General features: G+C 70.6%; 23 protein-coding genes. 11 read left to right on the top strand and 12 right to left on the bottom strand.

Annotated elements, in window-relative coordinates; translation table 11 throughout:
- Positions 1 to 317: 317 nt before the first annotated feature.
- The 4 genes from KIK09_RS48535 to KIK09_RS48520 form a co-directional block, all read right to left on the bottom strand.
- Positions 318 to 791, bottom strand: a complete 474-nt coding sequence (locus KIK09_RS48535) for a TIGR00725 family protein (RefSeq protein WP_214326366.1) — start codon at positions 789 to 791, stop codon at positions 318 to 320.
- A gap of 205 nt (positions 792 to 996) precedes the next feature.
- Complete coding sequence (locus KIK09_RS48530) at positions 997 to 1,302, bottom strand: antibiotic biosynthesis monooxygenase family protein (RefSeq protein ID WP_214326365.1); 306 nt, start codon at positions 1,300 to 1,302, stop codon at positions 997 to 999.
- Positions 1,303 to 1,311: 9 nt separating this feature from the next.
- Positions 1,312 to 2,625 (bottom strand): GH1 family beta-glucosidase, encoded by a 1,314-nt coding sequence (locus tag KIK09_RS48525; protein ID WP_214326364.1) that lies wholly within the window; start codon positions 2,623 to 2,625, stop codon positions 1,312 to 1,314.
- Positions 2,595 to 2,804, bottom strand: coding sequence for a hypothetical protein (locus KIK09_RS48520; protein WP_214326363.1), 210 nt, complete (start codon positions 2,802 to 2,804; stop codon positions 2,595 to 2,597). The genes KIK09_RS48525 and KIK09_RS48520 overlap by 31 nt, the downstream gene beginning before the upstream one ends.
- Before the next feature lie 53 nt (positions 2,805 to 2,857).
- On the opposite strand from KIK09_RS48520, the gene KIK09_RS48515 reads away from it, so the two are divergent.
- The 6 genes from KIK09_RS48515 (at position 2,858) to KIK09_RS48490 (ending at position 8,529) form a co-directional block, all read left to right on the top strand.
- On the top strand, positions 2,858 to 3,343 hold the full coding sequence (locus KIK09_RS48515; protein WP_214326362.1) for an MFS transporter: 486 nt from the start codon (positions 2,858 to 2,860) through the stop codon (positions 3,341 to 3,343).
- Positions 3,344 to 3,392: 49 nt separating this feature from the next.
- Positions 3,393 to 3,911 (top strand): copper resistance CopC family protein, encoded by a 519-nt coding sequence (locus KIK09_RS48510; protein ID WP_214326361.1) that lies wholly within the window; start codon positions 3,393 to 3,395, stop codon positions 3,909 to 3,911.
- Between the two features lie 122 nt (positions 3,912 to 4,033).
- A complete protein-coding gene (locus KIK09_RS48505) occupies positions 4,034 to 4,222 on the top strand; it encodes a hypothetical protein (protein ID WP_214326360.1) in 189 nt (62 codons plus the stop codon).
- Between the two features lie 73 nt (positions 4,223 to 4,295).
- Complete coding sequence (efeU, locus tag KIK09_RS48500) at positions 4,296 to 6,281, top strand: iron uptake transporter permease EfeU (protein WP_214326359.1); 1,986 nt, start codon at positions 4,296 to 4,298, stop codon at positions 6,279 to 6,281.
- A complete protein-coding gene (efeB, locus tag KIK09_RS48495; RefSeq protein ID WP_275956551.1) occupies positions 6,278 to 7,483 on the top strand; it encodes an iron uptake transporter deferrochelatase/peroxidase subunit in 1,206 nt (401 codons plus the stop codon). Before efeU ends, efeB begins: the two co-directional genes overlap by 4 nt.
- A gap of 389 nt (positions 7,484 to 7,872) precedes the next feature.
- Positions 7,873 to 8,529, top strand: a complete 657-nt coding sequence (locus tag KIK09_RS48490; RefSeq protein ID WP_214326357.1) for a hypothetical protein — start codon at positions 7,873 to 7,875, stop codon at positions 8,527 to 8,529.
- Between the two features lie 22 nt (positions 8,530 to 8,551).
- Here KIK09_RS48490 and KIK09_RS48485 read toward each other — a convergent pair whose 3' ends face one another.
- From KIK09_RS48485 to KIK09_RS48465, 5 genes are all read right to left on the bottom strand, one after another.
- On the bottom strand, positions 8,552 to 9,331 hold the full coding sequence (locus KIK09_RS48485; RefSeq protein WP_214326356.1) for an SAM-dependent methyltransferase: 780 nt from the start codon (positions 9,329 to 9,331) through the stop codon (positions 8,552 to 8,554).
- Between the two features lie 304 nt (positions 9,332 to 9,635).
- Positions 9,636 to 10,790, bottom strand: a complete 1,155-nt coding sequence (gene xylA / locus KIK09_RS48480) for a xylose isomerase (protein WP_214326355.1) — start codon at positions 10,788 to 10,790, stop codon at positions 9,636 to 9,638.
- Positions 10,787 to 12,163 carry a xylulokinase gene (xylB, locus tag KIK09_RS48475; protein ID WP_214326354.1) on the bottom strand — a complete coding sequence of 459 codons (1,377 nt, stop codon included), beginning with the start codon at positions 12,161 to 12,163 and terminating at the stop codon, positions 10,787 to 10,789. Before xylB ends, xylA begins: the two co-directional genes overlap by 4 nt.
- Positions 12,164 to 12,243: 80 nt before the next feature.
- Positions 12,244 to 13,029 carry a MerR family transcriptional regulator gene (locus KIK09_RS48470; protein ID WP_214326353.1) on the bottom strand — a complete coding sequence of 262 codons (786 nt, stop codon included), beginning with the start codon at positions 13,027 to 13,029 and terminating at the stop codon, positions 12,244 to 12,246.
- Positions 13,030 to 13,049: 20 nt separating this feature from the next.
- Entirely contained in the window at positions 13,050 to 14,549 is a 1,500-nt protein-coding gene (locus tag KIK09_RS48465) for a serine hydrolase domain-containing protein (protein WP_250575007.1), read from the bottom strand.
- 142 nt (positions 14,550 to 14,691) lie between these two features.
- Here KIK09_RS48465 and KIK09_RS48460 point away from each other — a divergent pair, with 142 nt between their 5' ends.
- On the top strand, positions 14,692 to 15,576 hold the full coding sequence (locus KIK09_RS48460) for a sigma-70 family RNA polymerase sigma factor (protein WP_214326352.1): 885 nt from the start codon (positions 14,692 to 14,694) through the stop codon (positions 15,574 to 15,576).
- On the opposite strand, the gene KIK09_RS48455 is transcribed toward KIK09_RS48460, so the two are convergent.
- Together KIK09_RS48455 and KIK09_RS48450 are read right to left on the bottom strand one after the other, a co-directional pair.
- On the bottom strand, positions 15,573 to 15,866 hold the full coding sequence (locus tag KIK09_RS48455; protein WP_214326351.1) for an STAS domain-containing protein: 294 nt from the start codon (positions 15,864 to 15,866) through the stop codon (positions 15,573 to 15,575). The genes KIK09_RS48460 and KIK09_RS48455 overlap by 4 nt on opposite strands.
- On the bottom strand, positions 15,863 to 17,356 hold the full coding sequence (locus KIK09_RS48450; RefSeq protein WP_214326350.1) for an alpha/beta hydrolase: 1,494 nt from the start codon (positions 17,354 to 17,356) through the stop codon (positions 15,863 to 15,865). Before KIK09_RS48450 ends, KIK09_RS48455 begins: the two co-directional genes overlap by 4 nt.
- Positions 17,357 to 17,726: 370 nt before the next feature.
- Here KIK09_RS48450 and KIK09_RS48445 point away from each other — a divergent pair, with 370 nt between their 5' ends.
- From KIK09_RS48445 to KIK09_RS48435, 3 genes are all read left to right on the top strand, one after another.
- On the top strand, positions 17,727 to 18,380 hold the full coding sequence (locus KIK09_RS48445) for an MIP/aquaporin family protein (RefSeq protein WP_214326349.1): 654 nt from the start codon (positions 17,727 to 17,729) through the stop codon (positions 18,378 to 18,380).
- A gap of 2 nt (positions 18,381 to 18,382) precedes the next feature.
- Complete coding sequence (locus KIK09_RS48440; RefSeq protein WP_214326348.1) at positions 18,383 to 18,772, top strand: ferritin-like domain-containing protein; 390 nt, start codon at positions 18,383 to 18,385, stop codon at positions 18,770 to 18,772.
- Between the two features lie 135 nt (positions 18,773 to 18,907).
- Positions 18,908 to 19,447 carry a hypothetical protein gene (locus KIK09_RS48435; protein ID WP_214326347.1) on the top strand — a complete coding sequence of 180 codons (540 nt, stop codon included), beginning with the start codon at positions 18,908 to 18,910 and terminating at the stop codon, positions 19,445 to 19,447.
- Here KIK09_RS48435 and pdxR read toward each other — a convergent pair.
- Positions 19,410 to 20,753 (bottom strand): MocR-like pyridoxine biosynthesis transcription factor PdxR, encoded by a 1,344-nt coding sequence (gene pdxR / locus KIK09_RS48430; protein ID WP_308164746.1) that lies wholly within the window; start codon positions 20,751 to 20,753, stop codon positions 19,410 to 19,412. The two genes, KIK09_RS48435 and pdxR, sit on opposite strands and share 38 nt — an antisense overlap.
- Before the next feature lie 74 nt (positions 20,754 to 20,827).
- On the opposite strand from pdxR, the gene KIK09_RS48425 reads away from it, so the two are divergent.
- The gene (locus KIK09_RS48425) at positions 20,828 to 21,562 is read left to right on the top strand and encodes a metallophosphoesterase (protein ID WP_214326345.1); all 735 of its coding nucleotides are present in this window, start codon (positions 20,828 to 20,830) and stop codon (positions 21,560 to 21,562) included.
- Positions 21,563 to 21,574: the final 12 nt, after the last annotated feature.

Below are 21,574 nucleotides of genomic sequence, written 5' to 3'. Positions count from 1 at the left end.
GAGGCTCCCTCGCTAACCCTCCCCGGGGGCGCGCACCACTCTCCCGGTGCGCGCCCCTCCCTTTTCCCCAGCACCCCCACGGCGGGGTTGCGGCAGCGCGTACGGCGCGGCCTGCTGGGGACGCACTTGGCACATGGCCCGTACGGCGCGTCCCGTCCCGTGGCGCGGGGTGTGACGGGTTGCCCGCCGCGTCAGGCCACCTTGCTAAGCGCCGGGTCGGCGAGTACCTCGGCGGCGGGACGCGGCGCAGCGCGTACGGCGCGGCCTGCAGGGGGTGCGGATGGCGGGCGGGTCGGTAGCAGCAGGACCGCAAGGGGTTAGGGCCACAAGCCGGTCAGCTCTAGCGCGTGTTCAGGACTGGTGGCGTGTCGGATGCCGGCGACGGGTTGTCCTTGCTGGTCGTTGAGCTGCCAGCCCCCAAGTTGGACGACAGGCGCGTGGCCCTTGCGCATCGCCAAAGCAAGCTCCGAGAGCGTTCCCCAAGATCCGCCAATCACAATGACGGCATCGCCCGAGTTCACGATGATGGTGTTGCGGGCTTCACCAACGCCTGTGGGAATCGAGATCGTCAGATGCGGGTTGGCTCCTTCTCGGTCGGCGCGAGACAGAATTCCGACGACCGTTCCGCCTGCGTTTCGCGCGCCTGCGGCGACCGCTTCCATGACACCCGAGTAACCGCCACAGATCACCACAGCCCCGCGTTCGGCCAGGAGTTCGCCTAGTCTCAGCGCGTTGCGCTGCTCCTCCTTGGAGCACTGCCGTGGTCCACAGACTGATACCTGAATGGGCATGTCCTACCTCCCGGACATGACCTTAATGAGGAGTTGCGGGGTAGCGGCTGGGTGGGCGGCAAACCCGTTCGTGCACGTGCCGGCGATGCTGCTGGGCGGCGGCTCGTCGCCGGTTGCGCCGTTGCTCGGGCCGACCCTGCTGGCGGCGGTCCTGGCCGCGGCGGGGGCGGCGTTCTTGCGCCGCCGCGGCCTGGCCGCCGGATGGTCAGGACTCGGTGGTGACTTCGTAGTGGGTGACGGTGGTGTCGTAGTCCGTCAGGGCGGCTCGCGCGGCCGGCTCGACGACGGCGGTGCCGAGGGCGGCGCCGGCGAAGTTGCGGATCTTGTCCAGGGATTCCCACCAGGTGATGACCTGGATCTCGATGATGGGTCCCGCCTCGCGCCTGAGCAGGTGGGCACGGACGAAGCCGTCCGTCCCGCGCAGGGCGGGCAGGACGGCCTCGTCGAAGTGCGCCTGGTAGGCGCCGGCGCCCGAGGGTGTCGCGGTGGCTCGCCAGATTCTCGCGATCATGCCTCGAATCTAGGCGCCCCTGATGAGATCGCGATACCAGAAATATGAGGATTTGGGAGTACGGCGGAGCGTGTCGAAGTCCACGTGGACGAGGCCGAACCGCTGCGTGTACCCCTCGATCCACTCGAAGTTGTCCATGATCGACCAGACGAAGTACCCGCGCACGTCAGCGCCCTCCGACATGGCCCTGCGCAGCGCCTTGACGTGCCCGTCCAGGAACTCGATCCGCCGGGAGTCCTCGACGGCGTCGGGGTAGGCGCACCCGTTCTCCGTGACGTAGATGGGTGGCAGGTGCTCGCCGTACCGGTCGCGGAGCTGGGTGATCATCTCGTGGAGTCCGTCGGGCACGACCGGCCAGCCGAAGCCCGTCAGCGGGTAGCCCTCGATCTCGCGAATGCCGAAGGGCAGGTCGGCGGGCAGGTCGAAGCCGGAGAAGGACTCCACGCCGTCGCCGGGCGCGCCGACCAGGGTGGGGCTGTAGTAGTTGATGCCGTACCAGTCCAGCGGCGAGGAGATGATCTCCATGTCGCCCGGCTCGCCCTGCTCGAACCCCTCGGGGTAGCGGCCGAGCAGCAACGGGTCGGCGAACAGCCAGTTCATCAGCAGGTCGTAGAGCCCGGCCGAGTCGCGGTCGGCCTGGGTGTCGCCGGCGGTCCAGACGGGCGTGTGCGACACGGCGATGCCGATGTTCCCGGCCCCGGCGGCGCGCAGCGCCTGGACGGCCAGGCCGTGGGCGAGCAGCTGGTGGTGCGCGACGGGCAGCGCGTCGAAGAGCAGCTGCTTGCCCGGCGCGTGCTGGCCCAGGCCGTACCCGAGCAGCGTCACCTCGGCGGGCTCGTTGATGGTGATCCACATCGGCACCCGGTCGGCCAGCTTGGCGCCCACCACGGAGGCGTAGTCCGCGAGGCGGAATGCGGTGTCGCGGTCCACCCAGTCGAGCTCGACGGGTGTGTCCCAGTGGTAGAGCGTGGGCACGGGCGTGATCCCGGCCGCCAGCAGCTCGTCCACCAGGCGTTCGTAGAAGTCGAGGTCACCGGAGAGCACCCGCGGCCACGACACGGAGAACCGGTAGGCGCCCACGCCGAGCTCACGCATGAGCGCGACGTCCTCCCGGTATCGGTGGTAGTGGTCGGTGGCCACCGACGCGTTGGACCCGTCCTTGATCCGGTCCCGCCGGGCGGTGAAGGCGTCCCAGACGGAGGGCTCCCGAAGGTCGGCGGCCCCCTCGATCTGGAAGGCGGAGGCGGACACGCCCCAGAGAAAATCATGAGCACCGTTCACAATCGTGGACTCTAGTGCTGCATGGGCTTGGCCACCACCCATGCGCGCGCCGACTCGGCCCGGTCGCGCAGGGACTCCAGCGCGACGGCGAGGTTCTCGTGGTCCATGTACGCGGTCTTCTCGATGGCCGCGCCGTGCGTCGCCACCTGCTCGGCAAGTGCGTTGAGCTCGGTCAGGGCGCTGACGATGTCACGGCTTTCCTGCGGGTTCAGGTCGCACATGGCCCGACGGTACGTAGGGTCCCGCTTGCCGTTCAACTGGCAAAATGGCAAGTATGTTGCGCCTAGCCCGGGCCATCGTCTTCGCGATGGCGTGCGTGGCCGTCACGGCCGCCGGGCACACGCTGGCCGGCGGCGCCGCGGTCGCGCCTGCCACGCTGGCCGCGGGCGGGATGTTGCCGCTGGGGCTCGCCTGGGTGCTCGGCGGTCGCGAGCGCGGCCCAGGGGTGGTGCTGGCCGCGACGGCCGCCGCCCAGTTCGCGCTGCACGAGCTGTTCGCCACGCCGATGGGCGCGCACGCGCACTTCGGGCTCGGCATGCCGTTGGCGCACCTGACGGTCGCGCTGCTGACCGGCTGGTGGCTGTACCGCGGCGAGAGCGCGTTCTGGCTCATGCTCCGCCTCTGGCTCAACGGCCTGCCGCGCCTCCTGCCGCTCGCGCCGCTCCCCACACCGGTACGGCCGGCCCCCGTGGAGGGCTCCTACGCCCCCTTCGTCACCCGGTGGGTGGCCACGCCGATCGGCCGCCGAGGCCCTCCCTGACGCTCCGGATTCGCGAACCTTCCATCCGTTCCCATCTGGAGCACACAAAGTGAGAACCTTCCGCAACCTCGTTGCGGCGATCTTGGGCTGCGGGCTGTTCCTGGCTCTCGGCTCGACCGCCGCCTACGCGCACGACACGCTCAAGAGCAGCTCACCCGCCAAGGACTCCAACGTCACCAAGGTCGAGAGCATCGAGCTGGTGTTCTCGGGCCGTATCCGCTTCCCCACCGTGGTCCTGCACGACGCGCAGGGCAAGCAGGTCACGCTCGACCCGCCCGAGGCCGTCGGCGACAAGGTCACCACCCGGGTCCCGCAGCCCCCGGCGCCCGGCGCCTACACGATCGCCTGGCGGGTCGTCTCCTCCGACGGCCATCCGATCGAGGGGGAGATCCCCTTCACCGTCGGCGGCGCGAAAGGCGCCCCCGTGGCCTCCGCTCCCCAGCCCGCCGAATCCACCGGGGTTCCCGTGTGGGTCTGGGTGGGTCTGGTGGTTCTCGTCATCCTCGGGGCAGGCACGGCACTCCTGACCAGGCGTTCCAGGAAATCTGAGGATTTGTCCCAACAATAGGGATAAGTGGGCGGATCCTGGAGTGGAGAGGGGGATGATAGGGGCCATTCGGCAGGAGGCTGGTCGATGTGGCGGATCTAACGAATGGGGACTACCTGGTGTGGCCACCGAATCGGTACGAGGTGCGTTGGGAGATTCCTGACGGCGGCGTGCAGAGCGAGGCGTACAGCTACCCGACCTGGGCCCGCGAGGCCGCCCGCAAGCTGCACGAGGGCGGCTGGGCCAACGGCGTGCACGTCGTCCGGCTGAAGGACGGGCAGATGCTGTTCGACCCCGGTCATGGCGTGGAGGTACCGATCGAGGAGTGGTAAGTCCCCAGGGCGCCTCTTGACCCGAAATTAGGTTTGCCTACACTAAGTCCGTCGCAGCAGAAGGAGCGGACCAGTGTGGGACAACGTCTTTCCCAGCTTCCTGATCGGCCTGCGTGAGGGGTTGGAAGCGGGACTCGTCGTCTCCGTTCTGGTCGCCACGCTGGTCAGATCCGATCAACGCGCGCGCCTGCCCCACGTGTGGACAGGCGTGCTGGCGGCCATCGGCGTGTCGATGGCCTTCGGCGCGGTGCTCACGTTCACCTCGGCTAACCTGCCCGGCAAGGCGCAGGAGGCGTTCGGCGGCTTCCTCAGCCTGATCGCTGTGGTGTTCGTCACGGCGATGGTGTTCTGGATGCGCCGCTCGGCGCGCAGCTTCTCCGGGCAGCTCAAGGAGAAGGTGGCCGCGGCCCTGCAGATGGGCGCGGGCGTGCTCGTCGTCACCTCGTTCCTGGCCGTGGGCAGGGAAGGGCTGGAGACCGCGCTGTTCCTGTGGACCACCGCCCAGGCGGCGGGCGAGTCGGCCGGCCCGCTGATCGGCGCGGCCATCGGCCTGGTGCTCGCCGCCGGGCTGTGCTGGGGCCTGTACCGGCGGGTGCTCAAGCTCAACCTGACGCGCTTCTTCACCATCACCGGCTCGATCCTGATCGTCATCGCCGCGGGCGTGCTCGCGTACGGCTTCCGCGACCTGCAGGAGAGCGGGCTGCTGCCCGGCGGCGACTCCTTCGCCTTCGACCTGCCCATCGACGCGGGCACCTGGTACGCCACGCTCGTCCAGGGCACGCTGAACCTCCAGCCGAGGATGACCTGGCTGCAGGTGATCGCCTACGTGGGCTACGCGGTCATCACGATGACGGTCTTCCTGCGCCAGACGGGCACCACGGCCCCGGCCGCCTCCGCCTCGGAGGACAAGCCGCGCAGGGTCCCCGCCTGGAGCGTTCCCCTCGCGGTCGTCGCGGTTCCCGCCGTGATCGCCGCCATGGTGATCGCCGTGTCCGGCAAGAAGACGGAGAACGTGGCGGCAGCCGTACAGGTGTCCGCGCAGAACTGCGGGAAGGGCTTCACCACGCCCAAACCGGGGCGGCAGGTGTTCCAGGTGCGCAACACGGGCGACCGTACCGCCGAGGTCTATCTGATCGACCCGGCGAGCAACGCCGTCTACGGCGAGGTGGAGGGCATCGCGCCCGGCACGACGCGCAGCCTGGTCGCCACGATCGGCACCGGCTCCTACGCCTGGCGCTGCGTGCCCAACGGCGGCGGCTCCGTCACCTCGGCGGCGGTCCGCGTCAGCGGCGGCTCGGCCGGCACCGCGGTCATCCCGCTGGCGGAGAAGGAGCTGGAGCAGCCGCTCGCGGCCTACAAGGCCTACGTGGACAAGGGGCTGGCCGCGCTGGAGGAGGACACCTCCCGCCTGCACGCCGACCTGGCCGATGGTGACGTGAAGAAGGCCAAGAAGGACTGGCTGACCGCGCATCTGCGCTACGCCTCGCTCGGCGCTGCCTATGGCACGTTCGCGGACTTCGACGGAAAGATCAACGGCCGTACGGCGGGCCTGCCCGGCGGGGTCGAGGACAAGGACTTCACCGGATTCCACCGCCTGGAGTACGGCCTGTGGCACGACGAGTCCGCCTCGTCGCTGGCCAAGATCGCCAAGCAGCTGGCCGACGACGTCACCGCGCTGCGCGAGGACTTCCCCAAGCAGGACTTCGACGCCGGCGACCTGGCGCTGCGCACCCACGAGATCCTGGAGAACACCCTCCACCAGGACCTGACCGGCTCGACCGACTACGGCAGCGGCAGCACGCTGGCCACCGCCAAGGCCAACCTCGACGGCACCCAGGTGCTGCTCGACCTGCTGCGCCCGCTCATCGACGCGCGCAACCCCAAGGTCACCCCCGCGGTCGACACCTGGATGAAGCGTACGGCGGAGCTGCTGCGCGACCCCAAGCCGCTGGACTCGCTGTCCCCGGCCGAGCGCCAGAAGCTCAACGGAACCGTGAGCCAGCTGCTCGAAGAGCTCGCCCCCATCCCCGACCTGCTCGAGATTCGGAAAGCCGGATGACATCCCAGACGGACCGCCGGTCCTTCATGAAGGCCGTGTTCGGAACCGGAGCCATGCTGGCCACCGGTGCTGTCACGGCTTCCTCCACCGCTTCGTCCGCCGAGGCCGCCGTCCCTTCCGCCGTGGCCTTCCACGGGCCGCACCAGGCAGGCGTGGTGACGCCGCCGCAGCGCGCGGCCGCGTTCGTCTCCTTCGACGTCATCGCGGCGGACAAGGCCGAGCTGGCCGAGCTGTTCAAGACCATCACCGCCCGCGCCCGCTTCCTGACGGCCGGCGGCGCGCCCGAGGACCTGGGCGTCGGCGCCCCGCCCTCCGACAGCGGCGTCCTCGGGCCCGAGGTCCCCGCCGACAACCTCACCGTCACCGTCGGCGTGGGCGACTCGCTCTTCGACTCCCGCTACGGGCTGTCGGCGCTCAAGCCGGCCAAGCTCAAGCCGATGCGCACCTTCCCCAACGACGACCTCAACCCGGCCGAGTGTCACGGCGACCTGTCGCTGCAGCTGTGCGCGGACAACACCGACACCGTGCTGCACGCGCTGCGCGACATCTGCCGCCACACGCGCGGCGGGATGCAGGTCAAGTGGCGCATCGACGGCTTCGCCAACCCGGCCAGGCCGACGGGCGCCCAGCGCAACTTCCTCGGCTTCAAGGACGGCATCGCCAACCCCGCCTCCAACGAGCACGACAAGCTCATCTGGGCATCCGCCGGCGAGCCCGCGTGGGCGGCCGGCGGGACGTACCAGGTCATCCGCATCATCCGGATGCTCGTGGAGTTCTGGGACAGGGTGTCGCTGTCGGAGCAGGAGAAGATGATCGGCCGCCGCCGCGACACGGGCGCACCGCTCGACGGCGCCGCCGAGCAGGACATCCCCAACTACGGCAAGGACCCCAAGGGCGAGGCGATCCCCCTGGACGCCCACATCCGCCTCGCCAACCCCCGCCAGGCGCAGACGGACGGGCAGCGCATGCTGCGCCGCGGCTACAACTACGACCGCGGCATCGACAAGGTCGGCAACCTCGACATGGGCCTGGCCTTCTGCTCCTACCAGCAGGACGTGGTCCGCCAGTTCGAAGCCACCCAGGAACGCCTCATCGACGAACCCCTCGTCGACTACATCACCCCCACGGGGGGTGGCTACTTCTACGTCCTGCCCGGCGTCCAGAACGCGACCGACTGGCTCGGCCGCACCCTCCTCACCTGACCCTCCTTTCCGAACGGCGGGCCCACCCAACCCCTGAACCCGCTCAACCCTCGGACCACCCGACACGCGGGACCGGCCAGCACCCGGACCCGCCACCATCCGGGGCGCCGCACGCACCCACCCCGCGGCGCCCCACCCCTCCCCCCGCGCCGGCGGTCGCCCCCCGGCGCGGGGCCCACCTCTGCCTGCCGTACACCCGCTGCCCTGCTTCTCGAGACGCGTCCGACCTGGGAGTTGTGCCGCCACGAACTTCTCGCCGGCCGGGCTTTGTCGGTGGTCGTGGCTAGCATCGGATGGGTTCGATTCCATGCGACTCCGGGTGAGTGATGTCGTTCAAGACCGAGCAGATCGCAAGGCTGGCCGATTCCGGATGGTCTCGCTGTGGTTCCGTGGCCGAAGCGGTGGCGCAAGCCGGGCTACCGCCGATCACGCCCGCCTACCTGGCGACCGCGTTCTCCGACGACATGTGGAAGACCGCCGAGCACACGGTGCGCGCCCTACGCGACCACTTCGCGTCGGCTCGCTTCGCCGACGAAACGACCTACGGCATCCTGCTGGTCCCCGACCCCGCCAAGCTGGACACCCGCCGCCCGATGCCCCCGTCCGTCCGAGCGGACCAACTCGGCACCCCCACTGACGACGTGTTCGACGAACGTTTGCCCGCAGGCACCCTAGGCACCCGACCAGGCATCCCCTGGACCATGGTCGCCACCATCACCGGCGCCTACGGCCCATCCCTGGGCAGCCACAACCAGATCGTGACCGCCCCACCGGCGTCCTTCACGGTGACCGGCACCGACACCAGAAACCTGATGATCCGTCAACTCTGGGGCGCCCGAGTCCTGCAGAGCGGCCCCAACCTCCCCGACTGCGAAGCAAACCAGCGATGGACCTTCACCCTGTTCCCCGGAGAAGGCCTAACCGGCGACCAGGCCGAATCCGGCACCGTACTCAAGGGCAAAGTCCGCTTCCGTCTAGGCAAACCCACCCGCACCATCGCCTCCGCCCGCACAGCCCCCGCAATCACCATCCCACCCTCCACCTGACCCACACCCAAGCCGGGGAGGGCTAGTGAGGGATACGGCCGATGGCGCCGAGGGCTTCGGGGGCGGATTCGGGGAAGGGGTCGCCGGGGGCGGGGCGCCAGTCGGCGACCGGGACCAGGCCGGGTTCCAGCAGTTCGAGCCCGTCGAACAGGGCGCGGATCTCCTCCCGGGTACGGACCCGGACCGGGTTGGCGCTTCGGCTGTAGATGGCCTGACCGGCTTCGATCTCCGCGCGCGGCATGGTGTCGGCGCACACGTGGGTGAGGGCGATGTGACTTCCCGGAGCCAGCATGTCGCGAAGCCGCGCGACATGCTGACCGGCGTCGTTCTCGACGACGAAGTGCAGGACGGCGACCGTGAGGACCCCGATGGGTCGGCTGAGGTCGAGAGCCGCCTCCTGGCTGGCCAGGATGGCCTCCGGCTCCCGTAGATCTCCTGCGATGGTGACCACGCCGGGCCGGTCCAGCCATGCCCTGCCGTACACGACGACGATCGGGTCGCTGTCCACGTAGACCACCCGAGCGTCCGGGTTGACCTCCCGGACCGCGTCGTGCGTGTTGGGGCTCATGGGCAGCCCACAGCCGATGTCGAGAAACTGGGTGATACCCGCCTCTGCCATGGCGCGGGCGGCCCGCAGCACGAACCCGCGGTTGGCCTTGGCCGACGCCTGCACGGTCGGGAACCGCGACATCAGCGTGTCCGCCGCCTCCCGGTCGGCACTGAAGTGCTCAGGACCGCCAAGCAGATAGTTGTAAATCCTCGCGGAGGAGGCAGTCTGCCCATCGATGCTGGAACGCGTCAAAGCCAAGCCTCCTCCGGGGGTGAGAGCAGCGATGATCTACGCCTTACCGAAGTACAGGAGCATATGCCGCCCACCCCTCCATCGACCACCCTCCGCCGCCGGCCGTCAACACGCCCTGTACGGCAAGCCCCCCACCCGCAGCCCCAAGGCACGCCATCACAGGCCGCACCCCCCACACGCCAAGTGCACCCCCTGCAGACCACGCCGTACGCGCTGCGCTGAGCCCCACCGTTGAGGTGCTCGCCGACCCGGCGCTTAGCAGGGTGGCCACGGTTGCGGTTCGTGATGCCCGTGTCCAGCCGGGTTAAGGGCGCACGCCGTACAGGTGCTCCAGGGCGAGTTGGTCCAGGCGCTCGAAGGCCATGCCGCGGCGGGCCAGTGCTTCGACGTCGGAGGTGAAGTCGCGTACCGATCGCCAGGTCTCTCCCGCCGACAGGGTCGGTACGGCCAGCTCGTCCACCCTGGCCTCGCTCAGCGCCTGACGGACCTCGGGGTCGGCGCGGAAGGCCCTGACCTTCTCCCGCAGGATCAGCCAGTTGCGCATGCACGCTCTGGCCGACTCCCACACGCCGTCGTCGTCCTCGGTCCGCGGCGGCTTGTAGTCGAAGTGGATCGGCCCGGAGTAGTCCGAGGAGTCGACCAGGTCCACCACCCAGAAGGCGCCGCGCGCGTTCCCCGCGCCGAAGCGCAGGTCCTGGTCGTAGCGCGGCCCGTGCTGGCCGTTCAGGTCGATGTGGAACAGCTTCCCCTGCCACAACGCCTGCGCCAGCCCGTGGGCGTAGTTGAGCCCGGCCATCTCCTCGTGCCCGACCTCCGGGTTGACCCCGACCAGCTCGGGCCGCTCCAGCCGCTCGATGAAGGCCAGCGCGTGCCCGACCGTCGGCAGCAGGATGTCGCCGCGCGGCTCGTTCGGCTTGGGCTCGATCGCGAAGCGGATGTCGTACCCCTGCTCGACCACGTAGGCGCCGAGCAGGTCGAAGGCCTCCTTGTAGCGGTCCAGCGCCACCCGCACGTCCTTGGCCGCCCCCGACTCGGCGCCCTCGCGCCCGCCCCAGCACACGTACACCGATGCGCCGAGCGAGGCCGCCAGGTCCAGGTTGTCCATCACCTTGCGCAGCGCGAAGCGGCGCACGTCCCGGTCGTTGGCGGTGAACGCGCCGTCCTTGAAGATCGGGTGCGAGAACAGGTTCGTCGTGGCCGTGGTCACCACCAGCCCGGTCTCGCTCAGCGCCTTACGGAAGGCGGCCACCCGCTCGTCGCGGTCGTGCCCGTCGAAGGCGAACACGTCGTTGTCATGAAAATTCACGCCATAGGCGCCTAGCTCGGCGAGCTTGTGGATCGCCCGCTCGGCCGGCATCGGCGGCCTGGTCGCCGGGCCGAACACGTCCACGCCCTGCCACCCGACGGTCCAGATGCCGAAGGAGAAGCGGTCCTGCGGGGTCGGCGTGTAGCTGCTCATCGGTCGCTCCTCCAGTTCTCGGTGGCGTCGCGCAGGCCGGCGTGCCGGTCGCGGATCTCGGGCCGCGGCTCGGCGGCGTACTCGGCGGCCCGTACGGCGGGCCACTCGGGAAAGCGCCCGGTCAGGGCCCAGGCGGCCTGCCGAGCCGCCCCGATCGCTACGTACTCGGCGGCCTCGGGCACGGTCACCGGCCTGCCGAAGACTTCGGGCGCGATCCTGCGCACCGCCTCAGATCGGCTCCCGCCGCCGATCAGCAGCACGCGGCGCAGCCGTACCCCTTGTCCCTCGAGCCGCGCGACGGCGTCGGCCAGCGAGGCGAGCACGGCCTCCACCGCGGCCCTGGCCAGGTTCTCCCTGGTGGCGTTGGCCGTGGTGAGGCCGCTCAGCACGCCGGAGGCGTCAGGCCGGTCGGGCGTGCGCTCGCCGTCGAGGTAGGGCAGCAGCGTCAGGCCGCCCGCCCCGGGCTCGGCGGCCAGCGCCAGCCGCGACAGCTCGGCGACGTCGCAGCCGAGCAGGCCGGCCGTGGTGGTCAGCACCCTGGCGGCGTTGAGCGTGCACACCAGCGGCAGGAAGCGCCCGCCGGCGTCGGCGAACCCGGCCACCGCGCCGCTCGGATCGGCCGCGGGCACGTCGCTGACGGCGAACGCGGTGCCGGAGGTACCGATCGAGACGGCCACGTCGCCGGGCTCGAGCCCCAGCCCGAGCGCGGCGGCCATGTTGTCGCCCGTCCCCGGCCCCAGCGCCGCTCCCCACGCGGTGCGGCCGACGATTTCGGACGGGCCGGCGACGCGCGGGACCGCGGGCTCGTGCCCGAGCGCGCCGGTGAGGATCTCGGGCAGGTACTTGCCCAGCGAGGGCGACCAGTAGCCGGTGCCCGAGGCGTCGCCGCGGTCGGTGACCGGCTCGTCCGCGCCCAGCCGCAGGGTCAGCCAGTCGTGCGGCAGCATCACCGAGGCGGTGCGCGCGGCGTGCTCCGGCTCGGTCTCGCGCAGCCAGCGCAGCTTGGCCACGGTGAACGCGGCCACGGGGACGCTGCCCGCCAGCCCCGCCCACCTCTCCCGCCCCAGCTCGGTGACCAGGGCGGCGGCCTGCGGCGCCGAGCGCGTGTCGTTCCACAGCAGCGCGGGCCGTACGACCTCGCCCGCCGCGTCCAGGGCGACCATGCCGTGCTGTTGCGCGCCGACGGCCACCGCCTCGGCCCGCTCGAGCAGCGGCCTGACCGCCTCGAGCGCCGCCTCCCAGTGCCGTGGATGGCACTGCGTCCCATCGGGATGCGGCGCCGAGGCGGTGTCGACCACGACCCCGTCCTCGGCCCTGCACAGGACGGCTTTGGTTGATTGAGTCGACGAATCAATTCCGGCGACGAGCGTCATACCCCAGGTTCTACACCGCGTGGTCGGCCCCGATCAGCCCCTGGCTCGCTTGATCTCGCGCAGCTCAGGAAGGATCGCCGTCAGTGGGAGTCTGGTCTGGGGATACGGACGCCGGCGGCGCGGAGCTTGGTCTCGACGAGCCCTACCCCCTGCGCCGCGGCCGATCCCTCCTCCTCGCCGTGGAGGGCGATCAGCTTGTACCGGGTCGCGGCCTCGGTGCGGGCTTGCAGACCGGTCACGATCTTCAGCTGTTCGGGATTGGCGAGGAAATGGTCGGCGAAGTCGGTGGCGAGCTCGGCGATACGCGGGTCGTCAGGTTCCCAGGCCGCGGCTTCGACGCCGCGCTTGATCAAGGCGACGAACCGGGTGTCGTCCAGGGCGTGCTCGACATGGGTGAGGTAGTCGTCGAAGCCCTCGGGGACCAGGGCTCTGGCCAGCACCCAGCCCTCCCTGGTGGCCGCCACCTCGTCCGCGGGGAAGCCGAGGCCGGGCATCCGCCCCAGCAGCGCCACGGCGCGGTCGGGCAGCAGAGCCCGGTCACCGTCGGCGAGCCGGTGCAGCGTGTCACGCCGCGCGGTCAACTCCTCGATCCGTTCGGTGAGCTGCCGCTCGACGTCGGCGAGCGCGGCGGCGAACAGCGCGGCGTCGGCGTCGAGCAGGGGCCCGATCTCGGCCAGCGGCACCCCGGCGGCGGCCAGCGTCCGGACCTGCACCAGCCGCAACAGATCGGCCGATCCGTACCGCCGGTAGCCGGAGCTGTCGCGTTCCGGCTCCTTGACCAGGCCGAGCTTGTGGTAGTGCCGCACCGTCTTCACCGTGACGCCGACGAATGCCGCCGCCTGCCCGATCGTGACTCCGTTCCTCATCTGCTCAGCCTGCCTTGTGCTCAGTCCGTCGGCTGAACCGGCCTGCGGAACACCTCGTTGACGAGCCTTTGCTGGGCGTTCTGGAATGCTGCCGCGATGGACAGGTCGGCGTCGTCCACGCAGTTCAGCGCGGCGGTCAGGGTCTTGCGGCCGTCGGGTGTGCTGTACATCAGCGCCGCGTGGCCCACGGTGGCGCCGTTGTGGGAGATGACGGTGCCGCCGCCGTCCGTTTTCACCACGAACACCCCCAGGCCGTAGTCCATGTTCGGGATGCCCGTCGGGTGCGGGGTGCACATCTCGGCCAGCAGCGGGGCCGGCAGGAGCTTGCCGCCCATCAGCGCGGAGATGAACGTGTGCAGGTCCTGGGCGGTCGAGATCATGTCGCCGCCGCCGGAGATCCAGGAGGGGTTATGGCGGGTGATGTCGATCGTCTTCTGCTCGCCGGCGTCCTCATACCGGTAGTAGGCGTGGGCGTATGGCTCGGGGATCTCCGGTGAGGCGTCCGGCACCACGGTGCCCGACAGACCGAGCGGCTCCAGGATCAGCCGCCGCATCTCCTCGGCGACCGAACGGCCGGTGACCTTCTCGATCAGCAGCCTGGCCAGCACGTAGTTGGTGTTGGAGTAGCTCCAGCCCGTCCCCGGCTCGAACCGTGCCGGCTTCGACAGCGCCAGCCGTACCAGCTCTTCCGGCTGGTAGGTCTTCAACCGGTTGTCCACCCACTCCTTGCCCGTGGTGCTGTAGGGGATGGGGATCCCCAGCGTGACCGTCCCGTCGTTGTCGACCTCGCCGCTGAAGTTGAACACCCCGCTGGTGTGCTGCAGCAGCATCCGCACCGTGATCCGCTCGTCCAGCCCGAACTCGGGCAGGTAGTGCGCCGCCGGGGTGTCCAGCTCGATCTTGCCCTCGGCCACCAGTTGCAGCACCAGGGTCGCGGTGAAGGTCTTGGTGTTGCTGCCGATCCGGACATGCCCGTTCGTCGGCGGCTTCGCGGCCCCGCCCAGCTCGGCCGCCCCGGCGCTGCCGACCCACTCGCCCCGCTCGTCGTGCACGCGCAGCGACACCCCGACGAAACCGGAATCGACGATCTCCTCGATCGCCTTCTGCAGCTCCGGGCGATCCTGCCCGGCGGCGTCGAGAGCGGCGGTGATCTTGCGGGCCATCTCGGCCGTGGTGCTGGGCCTGTCCGGGTGGACCTGGGCGGCTTCGGTGGCCAGGAGGACGGTCGTGCGGAAGTTGTCGGCTTCTGCCGGAGCCTGCCTGCCGAGCAGCTTCATGGCTTCGGTCAGGGCCGGCAGTACCCGGTCGGCGAGTTCGGCGACGGTCTTGCCCTTCAGTTCGATGTCCTTGGCGTTCGCGGCGAGTACATGCCCGACCAGGCCGGTCGCCGACCTCAGGGCGACGGTGGCATTCATGGCGGTGTTGTGGGGCGAACCGGTGGCGCCGGCCATCAGCGCCACGGCGCCGTACGCGGCGGTCCGCAGGGTGCTCTTGTCCTGGTCGGAAAGGGTGATGGACATGGTGGTCCGCTCCTCGAATCTGTGCTGTCCGGGCGGCGTCGTGCCGCCGCGACGAGCTTCCACCCTGACCCGAGGTCAACCTCAACGGTGATCCAGCTCACAGCACCTGTCACATCGGTCCGCGCGGATCCGTCAGTACTACATGAAGGACGTGAGGGGAGAACGTGACGTGGATCAGTACCTGGCGGACCGTTTCGAGGCACACCGCCCGCACCTGAAGGGGGTCGCCTACCGGATGCTCGGCTCGCTGAGCGAGGCCGACGACGCGGTGCAGGAGGCCTGGATCAAGCTCAGCCGCGCCGATGCGGACGGTGTGGAGAACCTGGGCGGCTGGCTGACCACCGTGGTGGGGCGGGTGTGCCTGGACATGCTGCGCACGCGCACCGCGCGGCAGGAAACCCCGATGCCCGATCCTGTGGTCAGCCGCCCCGGGGGGATCGATCCCGAGCAGGAGGCGCTGGTGGCCGACTCGGTCGGGCTCGCGCTGCTGGTAGTGCTCGAGTCGCTGACACCGGCTGAGCGGCTGGCGTTCGTGCTGCACGACATGTTCGCCGTGCCGTTCGAGGAGATCGCCCCCGTCGTGGGACGCTCGACGATCGCCACCAGGCAACTGGCCAGCAGGGCGCGCCGCCGCGTCCAGGGGGCGGCGCCGGTGCCGGATCCCGACACGCGACGCCAGCGGGAGGTCGTGGACGCCTTCCTGGCGGCCGCGCGCGACGGCGACTTCGCCGGGCTGGTCGCGGTGCTGGCTCCCGACGTGGTGCTGCGCGCGGACGCGGGCACCCAGCGGACCGAGATCCGCGGAGCGGACGAGGTGGCCGGGAACGCGCTGCTCTTCCGCCGCTTCCACGATCGGTTCAGCACCTATCCCGCGCTGGTCAACGGCATGGCCGGGGTGGTGAACGCCACCGCGGGCGAGCCGATGTCGGTCATGAGCTTCACCATCACCGACGGCAGGATCACGGCCATCGACATCCTGGCCGACCCCGAGCGGCTGCGCCGGCTCGACCTGGCGGTACTCGATTAACCCTCGACCTCGAACAGGGCGTCCAGCCCGGTGACACGCAGCACGCGGGCCAGGACGCCGTGCACCCCGCGCAGCGTCAGGCTCTCGGCGCGCTTGTGCAGGCCGAGCAGGGCGCTGATGCCGCTGGAGTCGCAGAAGCTGAGCCCGCTCGCGTCCAGGACCACCCGCCTGCCCGCCACGTCGACGTCGTCGAGCAGGTGGTGGGTGCGGGTGTCGAGGGTGCCGCCGAGGTGGATCACCATCCCTTCGGGAAGGTGATCCACCGAGATGGCCAGCTCATCGGACGTCATGGACGGATGGTAAGCCCTTCGGGCTCCTCCAGCCTCTGTACGGCCTGCGGTTGCGGCTCCGGTGTCCCCGGGCAGGTCGCCCCGTCGCCGGGCACGGTGCCGTCACGCATGTAGGCGTTGAACACGCCGTCGATGCACGCGTTGCCCCTGCCGATCAGGCCGTGCGTCTTGCCGCCCTGCTCGACGACCAGGTGGGAGCTGGGGAACAGCCCGTGCACCTCGACCCCACCGGGGAACGGCGTCGGCCCGTCGGACACGTCCTGCAGGAACAGCACGTCAGGCAGCCCCGGCCGTCCCTTGACCGGCAGCGGCTGCTGCCCGTGCACCGGCCAGAACGCGCACGGCGCGTTGAACCAGGCGTTGTTCCAGGTGGCGAAGCGCGCGGTCTTGTACGACTCGGTCATGTCCCGGTGCCAGACCGGCCACGCCCGCGGCCACCTGGCGTCGGAGCACTCGACCGACAGGTACATCGAGTAGGCGTTGTCGTCCTGCGCGCCGAAGTTCTGGAAGGCGTCCACCAGCGCGTCGGCCGAGCCGCCCGCGAACGCCGGTGTGAGGATCGGCCAGAGTCTCGTCCGGTAGGCGTTGGCCAGGAACGTGTCGTCCAGCTCGTCGGGCCCGACCACGCCGCCGGCCGGCGCGGCGGTCAGCTTGGCGCGCAGGTCGTAGTAGGCCTTCTCCACGACCTCTTCGGTGGTCCCCAGATGGTAGGTGGCGTCGAAGCGGGCGACCCAGGCGAAGTAGTCGTGGATCCGGGCCTCGAAGGAGTGGTTCTGGTCGATGTTGTCCTGGTACCAGATGCCGCTCGGACGCACGATGCTGTCGAGCACCAGCCGCCGCACGTGCGTGGGGAACAGCGTGGCGTAGGTGGCGCCCAGGTAGGTGCCGTAGGAGAAGCCCAGGTAGTTGATCCGGTCCTGGCCCAGCGACTGCCGGATGACGTCCAGGTCGCGGGCCGCGTTGACCGTGGTCAGGTGGGGCAGCAGCCAGCCGTACTTCTGACGGCACAGCTCGGCCACCCGGCGGGCCCTGTCGACCCAGACCCGCTCGGCACTCCTGTCGGCGGGGACGTAGTCGGGCCTGACCGGCGTCAGGTAGTCGCCCGAGCAGGCCACCGCGGGCTCGCTGGTGCCGACGCCGCGCGGGTCGAACCCGATCAGGTCGTAGGAGGCGGCCACGGCCGGGTCCATACCGCGCACGCCGAGGGCGAACCCAAGCCCGGAGGCGCCGGGGCCGCCGGGATTGGCCAGCAGCACACCCTGGAACTGGTCGTCAGGCACGGTGTGCTTGCGCCTGGCCACGGAGACCTTGATCTTCGGACCGCCGGGCCGCCGGTAGTCCACGGGCACGTCGATCTTGGCGCAGTCCAGGTTCTCGAACCCCGGGATCACGCATGGGGCGAACTCCGCGACCGGAGTCCGCGCAGCCGCGGGGGCCGCCGGCAGGACCAGTGCCAGGGCGGCCGTCAGTAACCAGAGTCTTTTTCTCACGTTCGGAGTGTGAATTCGTGCCTCGCGCCTAACATCAGGGAAAGCCCCATAGGCTAATCGCCCGCCGGGCTCCTCTTCTGGACGCCGCGGCCCCCTTTGCGCTGTCGATGACAGATCTTGTACGGCATACCGCCCCACCGGCCGCCCGCCGTACTCCGGCCGAGGACCCGCAACCGGCGCTGCTGGCGAGTCGGGGACGGTCGCCCGCCGTAACGGCGCCCTGTTGGCGATGTCAATAAAGGACGGTGCTTACGACCGGGTTTTACGCCCGTAAGCACCCTGTAAGGTATGCGGCTCTCCCTCGACGCGCAGGCGGCTGTCACGATCTGGATGCGATCGACCCAGGTTCATCCGAGAACGGGAGGTAGCTGTGCGCAGGTACGTCACGGAGTTCATCGGAACCTACTTTCTGGTCTTCACGATCGGTTGCACGGTCCTGGCCGTGGCCCCCCTCGCTCCGATCGCGATCGGGGCGGTCCTCATGGTCATGGTCTACGCGGGAGGCCACGTCTCAGGCGCTCACTACAACCCGGCGGTGACGCTGGCCGTGCTGTTACGCGGCCGGATCGGTCTCGCCGACGCCGTCGCGTACTGGGGCGCCCAGCTGGTGGCCGGCGTCCTCGCCGCCCTGACCGCGCTGTACGTGGTGAACCCCACCCACGTGTCCCAGCTGTCGCCTTCCGGGCGCGAGCTGCCGGTATCCCTGGTGGCCGAGGCGCTGTTCACCTTCGCGCTGGCCTACGTGGTCCTCAACGCGGCCACCAGCAAGGACCACCCGGGTAACAGCTTCTACGGGCTGGCCATCGGGTTCACCGTGGCCGCCGGGGCGTTCGCCGTGGGCGGCGTCTCGGGTGGGGCCTTCAACCCCGCGGTCGCCGTCGGCGCCGCGACCATGGGCTTGTTTGCCTGGTCGAAGATCTGGATCTGGCTCGTGGCCGATCTCGCGGGAGGTGCCCTGGCCGGGCTGGTGTTCCTGGCGCTCAACCCGCAGGACCGTGCCCCGCTGGAAGCGTCCGCGGCCTGACCATGATGACCGCGCGGGAGAGCGTCGAGCGGGCGGGCCTCGACGTAGGGGCCCTGCTCGCCGGACTGACGGCGGCCGCGAAGGCCGAGCTGGCCGCCGTCTACCACTACACGATCCTGAGTGCCGCCTGCGCCGGTCTGGCCGGTGAGGAACTGCCGGCGCTGCTCAGGGACATCCGCGACGAGGATCGCCGCCACTTCGACGCACTCGTGACTCGCATGTACGAGCTGGACGGGAGACTTCCCGAGGACATCCGCGTGTTCGTGGCGAGCGAGGCACCCTACGAGGACCCGCTCGGCGACTCGAGGGACCTCCCACCTGCCCGACGGGCTCTACCGGTAGGTCGACGTCGTGTTCATCGCGCGCCGCCCGGGGCTGAACCCGGTCGATAGGACCTGACGAACACACCCAGGCCGTAACGGTGGACGGTGATCGTGTTCTGGGTCGCGACGGCGGTGAGGTGGACGAGGAGCTGTTCCGGACGCTCTGCTCACCTACTACCTGCCGTACTAGGTACGGTGGCCGGCATGGGATTCGGGGTGCGCCAGTTCGAGCTGACCTTGATGCACCGCATGCGCGACCTCAACCCCGAGCGGGTCGAGGACGCGCTGGCGGAGATGCACGCCACCCGGGCCGAGCTCCGCGCCGCGCACTCGCAGTGGACCCGCATGTCGTACTCGCGCAAAGCTCCCAAGGGCATCTCCGCCCTCCGTATGGCCCTCGGCCCGCCCGCCTGCCGTGGCGCCAAACCGGCGGGCAGCCTCACCTGCGAGCTGGTCCGCTGGCGCCTGCCGTCCTGGCCGGACCTGGAGTTCGAGGCCCTGCTCGGCCCCGGCGGCGAGCTGTGGAACCAGTGGTTCGTCCGCCCTTCCAGCGCTGCCGAGCTCGCCTTCTCCGCCATGAAGCCCTGGGGCTGCGTCGTCGGTGACGTCGTGAACAGCTTCCCCGGCGCCACCCAGCTGGAGGGCTCGGCCCCGCACCACTGGTCCGTCGACTTCACCCACGACGGCACGCCACACCGCGCCCGCTTCATCTACGGCCTCCTCCAACGCGTCGACCGCCTATGACCTCGGTGAGGAGGGGCAGAGCGGTCGCGTAGTCGGACTCCGAGGGGGCGGCGAAGCCGATCAGCAGGCCTTGAGAGCGGCCCGCGGGATCGTGGTGGAGCTCCGTGAGACCGCGCAGGGCCAGACCGCGGCGGGAACAGGCGGACAGCACCTCCGCTTCGCCCTCGGGCATCAGGAAGAGAGCGGACAGGCCCGCCGGGACGCCTTCCAGAGGGAAGCGGAAGGCCAGGAGTTCGCGGCGGCGCCGGTAGCGGAGGCGGGCCGCGCGGACGTGACGGTCGTAGGCGTGGGTGGCGATGAGGTCGGCCAGCACCAGCTGGCTGAGCGTCTCGGTGTAGAAGTCCGCCTCCTCCTTGGCCCTGACCACGGCCGGGACCAGCCACGGCGGCAGGACCAGCCAGCCGAGACGCAGGCCTGGGCCGAGGGTCTTGGAGACCGTGCCGCCGTAGACGACGTGCTCGGGTGCCATGCCCTGCAGGGCGCCGACCGGTTGCCTGTCGTAGCGGAACTCACCGTCGTAGTCGTCCTCCACCAGGATCCCGCCCGTGGCGCGGGCCCAGGCGCAGGCGGCCTGGCGGCGGGCCGGGTGCAGCGGCACGCCCATCGGGTACTGGTGCGCCGGCGTGAGGAAGGCCGCCCCGGCATCGGACGGGAGCGCGTCGACCCGGGCGCCGTGGGCGTCGACCGGCAGCGGGACCACGGTGAGGCCGGCCCGCCGTACCGCGTCCCGGTAGACCGAGTGGCCCGGGTCCTCGAAGGCGGCGACCCCGACGCCGCAGGACGACAGGACGCGGCTGAGCAGGACCAGGCCCTGGTAGTAGCCGGAGGTGACGACGACCTGGGCGGGCGTGGCGCGCACGCCGCGGGTGCGGCCGAGGTAGTCGCACAGCGCCGCCCGCAGCTCCGGCGTGCCCTGGGGGTCGCCGCGGCCGACGGCGTGGCGGCCGAGCACGCGACGGGTGGCCGCCAGCCAGGCCCGGGCGGGGAAGGCGCTGACGTCGGGGCATCCCGGGCGCAGGTCGTACAGCGGCTCGCGCGACGTGCCGGACGTATCCGTGAGATCCGGGCCGGGCGGTACTTCGGCGACGCGGGTGCCCGAGCCGGGGCGCACCGTGAGGTAGCCCTCGGTGGCCAGCTGGTCGTAGGCGGCCACCACGGTCCCGCGCGCGAGGCCCAGCTCCCGCGCCAGCCCGCGCGTGGAGGGCAGGAGCGTCCCAGCCGCCAGCCGCCCGCCCCTGATCGCCTCGCGCAGCGCCGACTCCAGGCCGGACCGCCGCGGCCCGCGCAGATCGAGCAGAAGATCCACCCGCGAACTGGACCAGGAATTCACCACGGAACCGGACCTTACCCTTGGTCCGGTCCACGCCTACATTGGCAGGTGTGATCGTGATAGCGCACCTCAGCGACACCCACCTCGACCTGACGGACCGGGCCACCGAACGCACCAAGGCCGTCATGGACTACCTCGACGGCCTGCCGTACGACCTGGACCTCGTGCTGGTCACCGGCGACATCGCCGACCACGGCCTGCCCGCCGAGTACGAGCAGGCCCGCGGCCTGCTCGCCTCCCGCCACCCGACCCTGATCTGCCCGGGCAACCACGACGAGCGCGCCGCCTTCCGCGAGCACCTCCTCGGGCAGCCACCGGCGGCGGGCCCGATCAACCAGGTGCACCGGGCCCCGGGGTTCACCCTCGCGCTGTGCGACTCCTCGATCCCCGGCAAGGACCAGGGCGAGCTCGACGACGAGACCATCGCCTGGCTCGACGACGTGCTCGACGACCCGGCCCCGGTCCTGGTCGGTTTCCACCACCCGCCGGCCACGCTGTGCTCGCCGTACGTCGACGGCATCCGCCAGTACGGCGAGCAGCGCCTGGCCGACCTGGCCGCCCGCCACCCGAACCTGGTCGCGTTCCTGGCCGGGCACGCCCACACGCCCGCGGCCACCACGTTCGCCGGGAAACCCCTGCTCGTCGCGCCCGGAGTCGTCTCGACCACCACGCTGCCGTGGGAGGGCACCGACGCCCTGATCCACCTGGACCTGCCCCCCGCCCTCGCCTTCCACGTCCTGGACGACGACAACCGCATCACGACCCATTACAGGCCGGTGGTCTGACGCTACGGTGGA

Source organism: Nonomuraea sediminis (assembly GCF_018531495.1).
GTDB lineage: Bacteria > Actinomycetota > Actinomycetes > Streptosporangiales > Streptosporangiaceae > Nonomuraea > Nonomuraea sediminis.
The sequence above is the reverse complement of the archived record's forward strand: the minus strand, read 5'-3'. Positions and strand labels throughout refer to the sequence as shown.

Bases quoted from the DNA above. Each gene is read 5' to 3' on its own strand.
- KIK09_RS48535 (WP_214326366.1), bottom strand. From the start codon at position 791: ATGCCCATTCAGGTATCAGTCTGTGGACCACGGCAGTGCTCCAAGGAG.
- KIK09_RS48530 (WP_214326365.1), bottom strand. From the start codon at position 1,302: ATGATCGCGAGAATCTGGCGAGCCACCGCGACACCCTCGGGCGCCGGC.
- KIK09_RS48525 (WP_214326364.1), bottom strand. From the start codon at position 2,625: ATGGGTGGTGGCCAAGCCCATGCAGCACTAGAGTCCACGATTGTGAAC.
- KIK09_RS48520 (WP_214326363.1), bottom strand. From the start codon at position 2,804: ATGTGCGACCTGAACCCGCAGGAAAGCCGTGACATCGTCAGCGCCCTG.
- KIK09_RS48515 (WP_214326362.1), top strand. From the start codon at position 2,858: ATGTTGCGCCTAGCCCGGGCCATCGTCTTCGCGATGGCGTGCGTGGCC.
- efeB (WP_275956551.1), top strand. From the start codon at position 6,278: ATGACATCCCAGACGGACCGCCGGTCCTTCATGAAGGCCGTGTTCGGA.
- xylA (WP_214326355.1), bottom strand. From the start codon at position 10,790: ATGAGCAGCTACACGCCGACCCCGCAGGACCGCTTCTCCTTCGGCATC.
- xylB (WP_214326354.1), bottom strand. From the start codon at position 12,163: ATGACGCTCGTCGCCGGAATTGATTCGTCGACTCAATCAACCAAAGCC.
- KIK09_RS48470 (WP_214326353.1), bottom strand. From the start codon at position 13,029: ATGAGGAACGGAGTCACGATCGGGCAGGCGGCGGCATTCGTCGGCGTC.
- KIK09_RS48465 (WP_250575007.1), bottom strand. From the start codon at position 14,549: ATGTCCATCACCCTTTCCGACCAGGACAAGAGCACCCTGCGGACCGCC.
- KIK09_RS48460 (WP_214326352.1), top strand. From the start codon at position 14,692: ATGAAGGACGTGAGGGGAGAACGTGACGTGGATCAGTACCTGGCGGAC.
- KIK09_RS48455 (WP_214326351.1), bottom strand. From the start codon at position 15,866: ATGACGTCCGATGAGCTGGCCATCTCGGTGGATCACCTTCCCGAAGGG.
- KIK09_RS48440 (WP_214326348.1), top strand. From the start codon at position 18,383: ATGATGACCGCGCGGGAGAGCGTCGAGCGGGCGGGCCTCGACGTAGGG.
- KIK09_RS48435 (WP_214326347.1), top strand. From the start codon at position 18,908: ATGGGATTCGGGGTGCGCCAGTTCGAGCTGACCTTGATGCACCGCATG.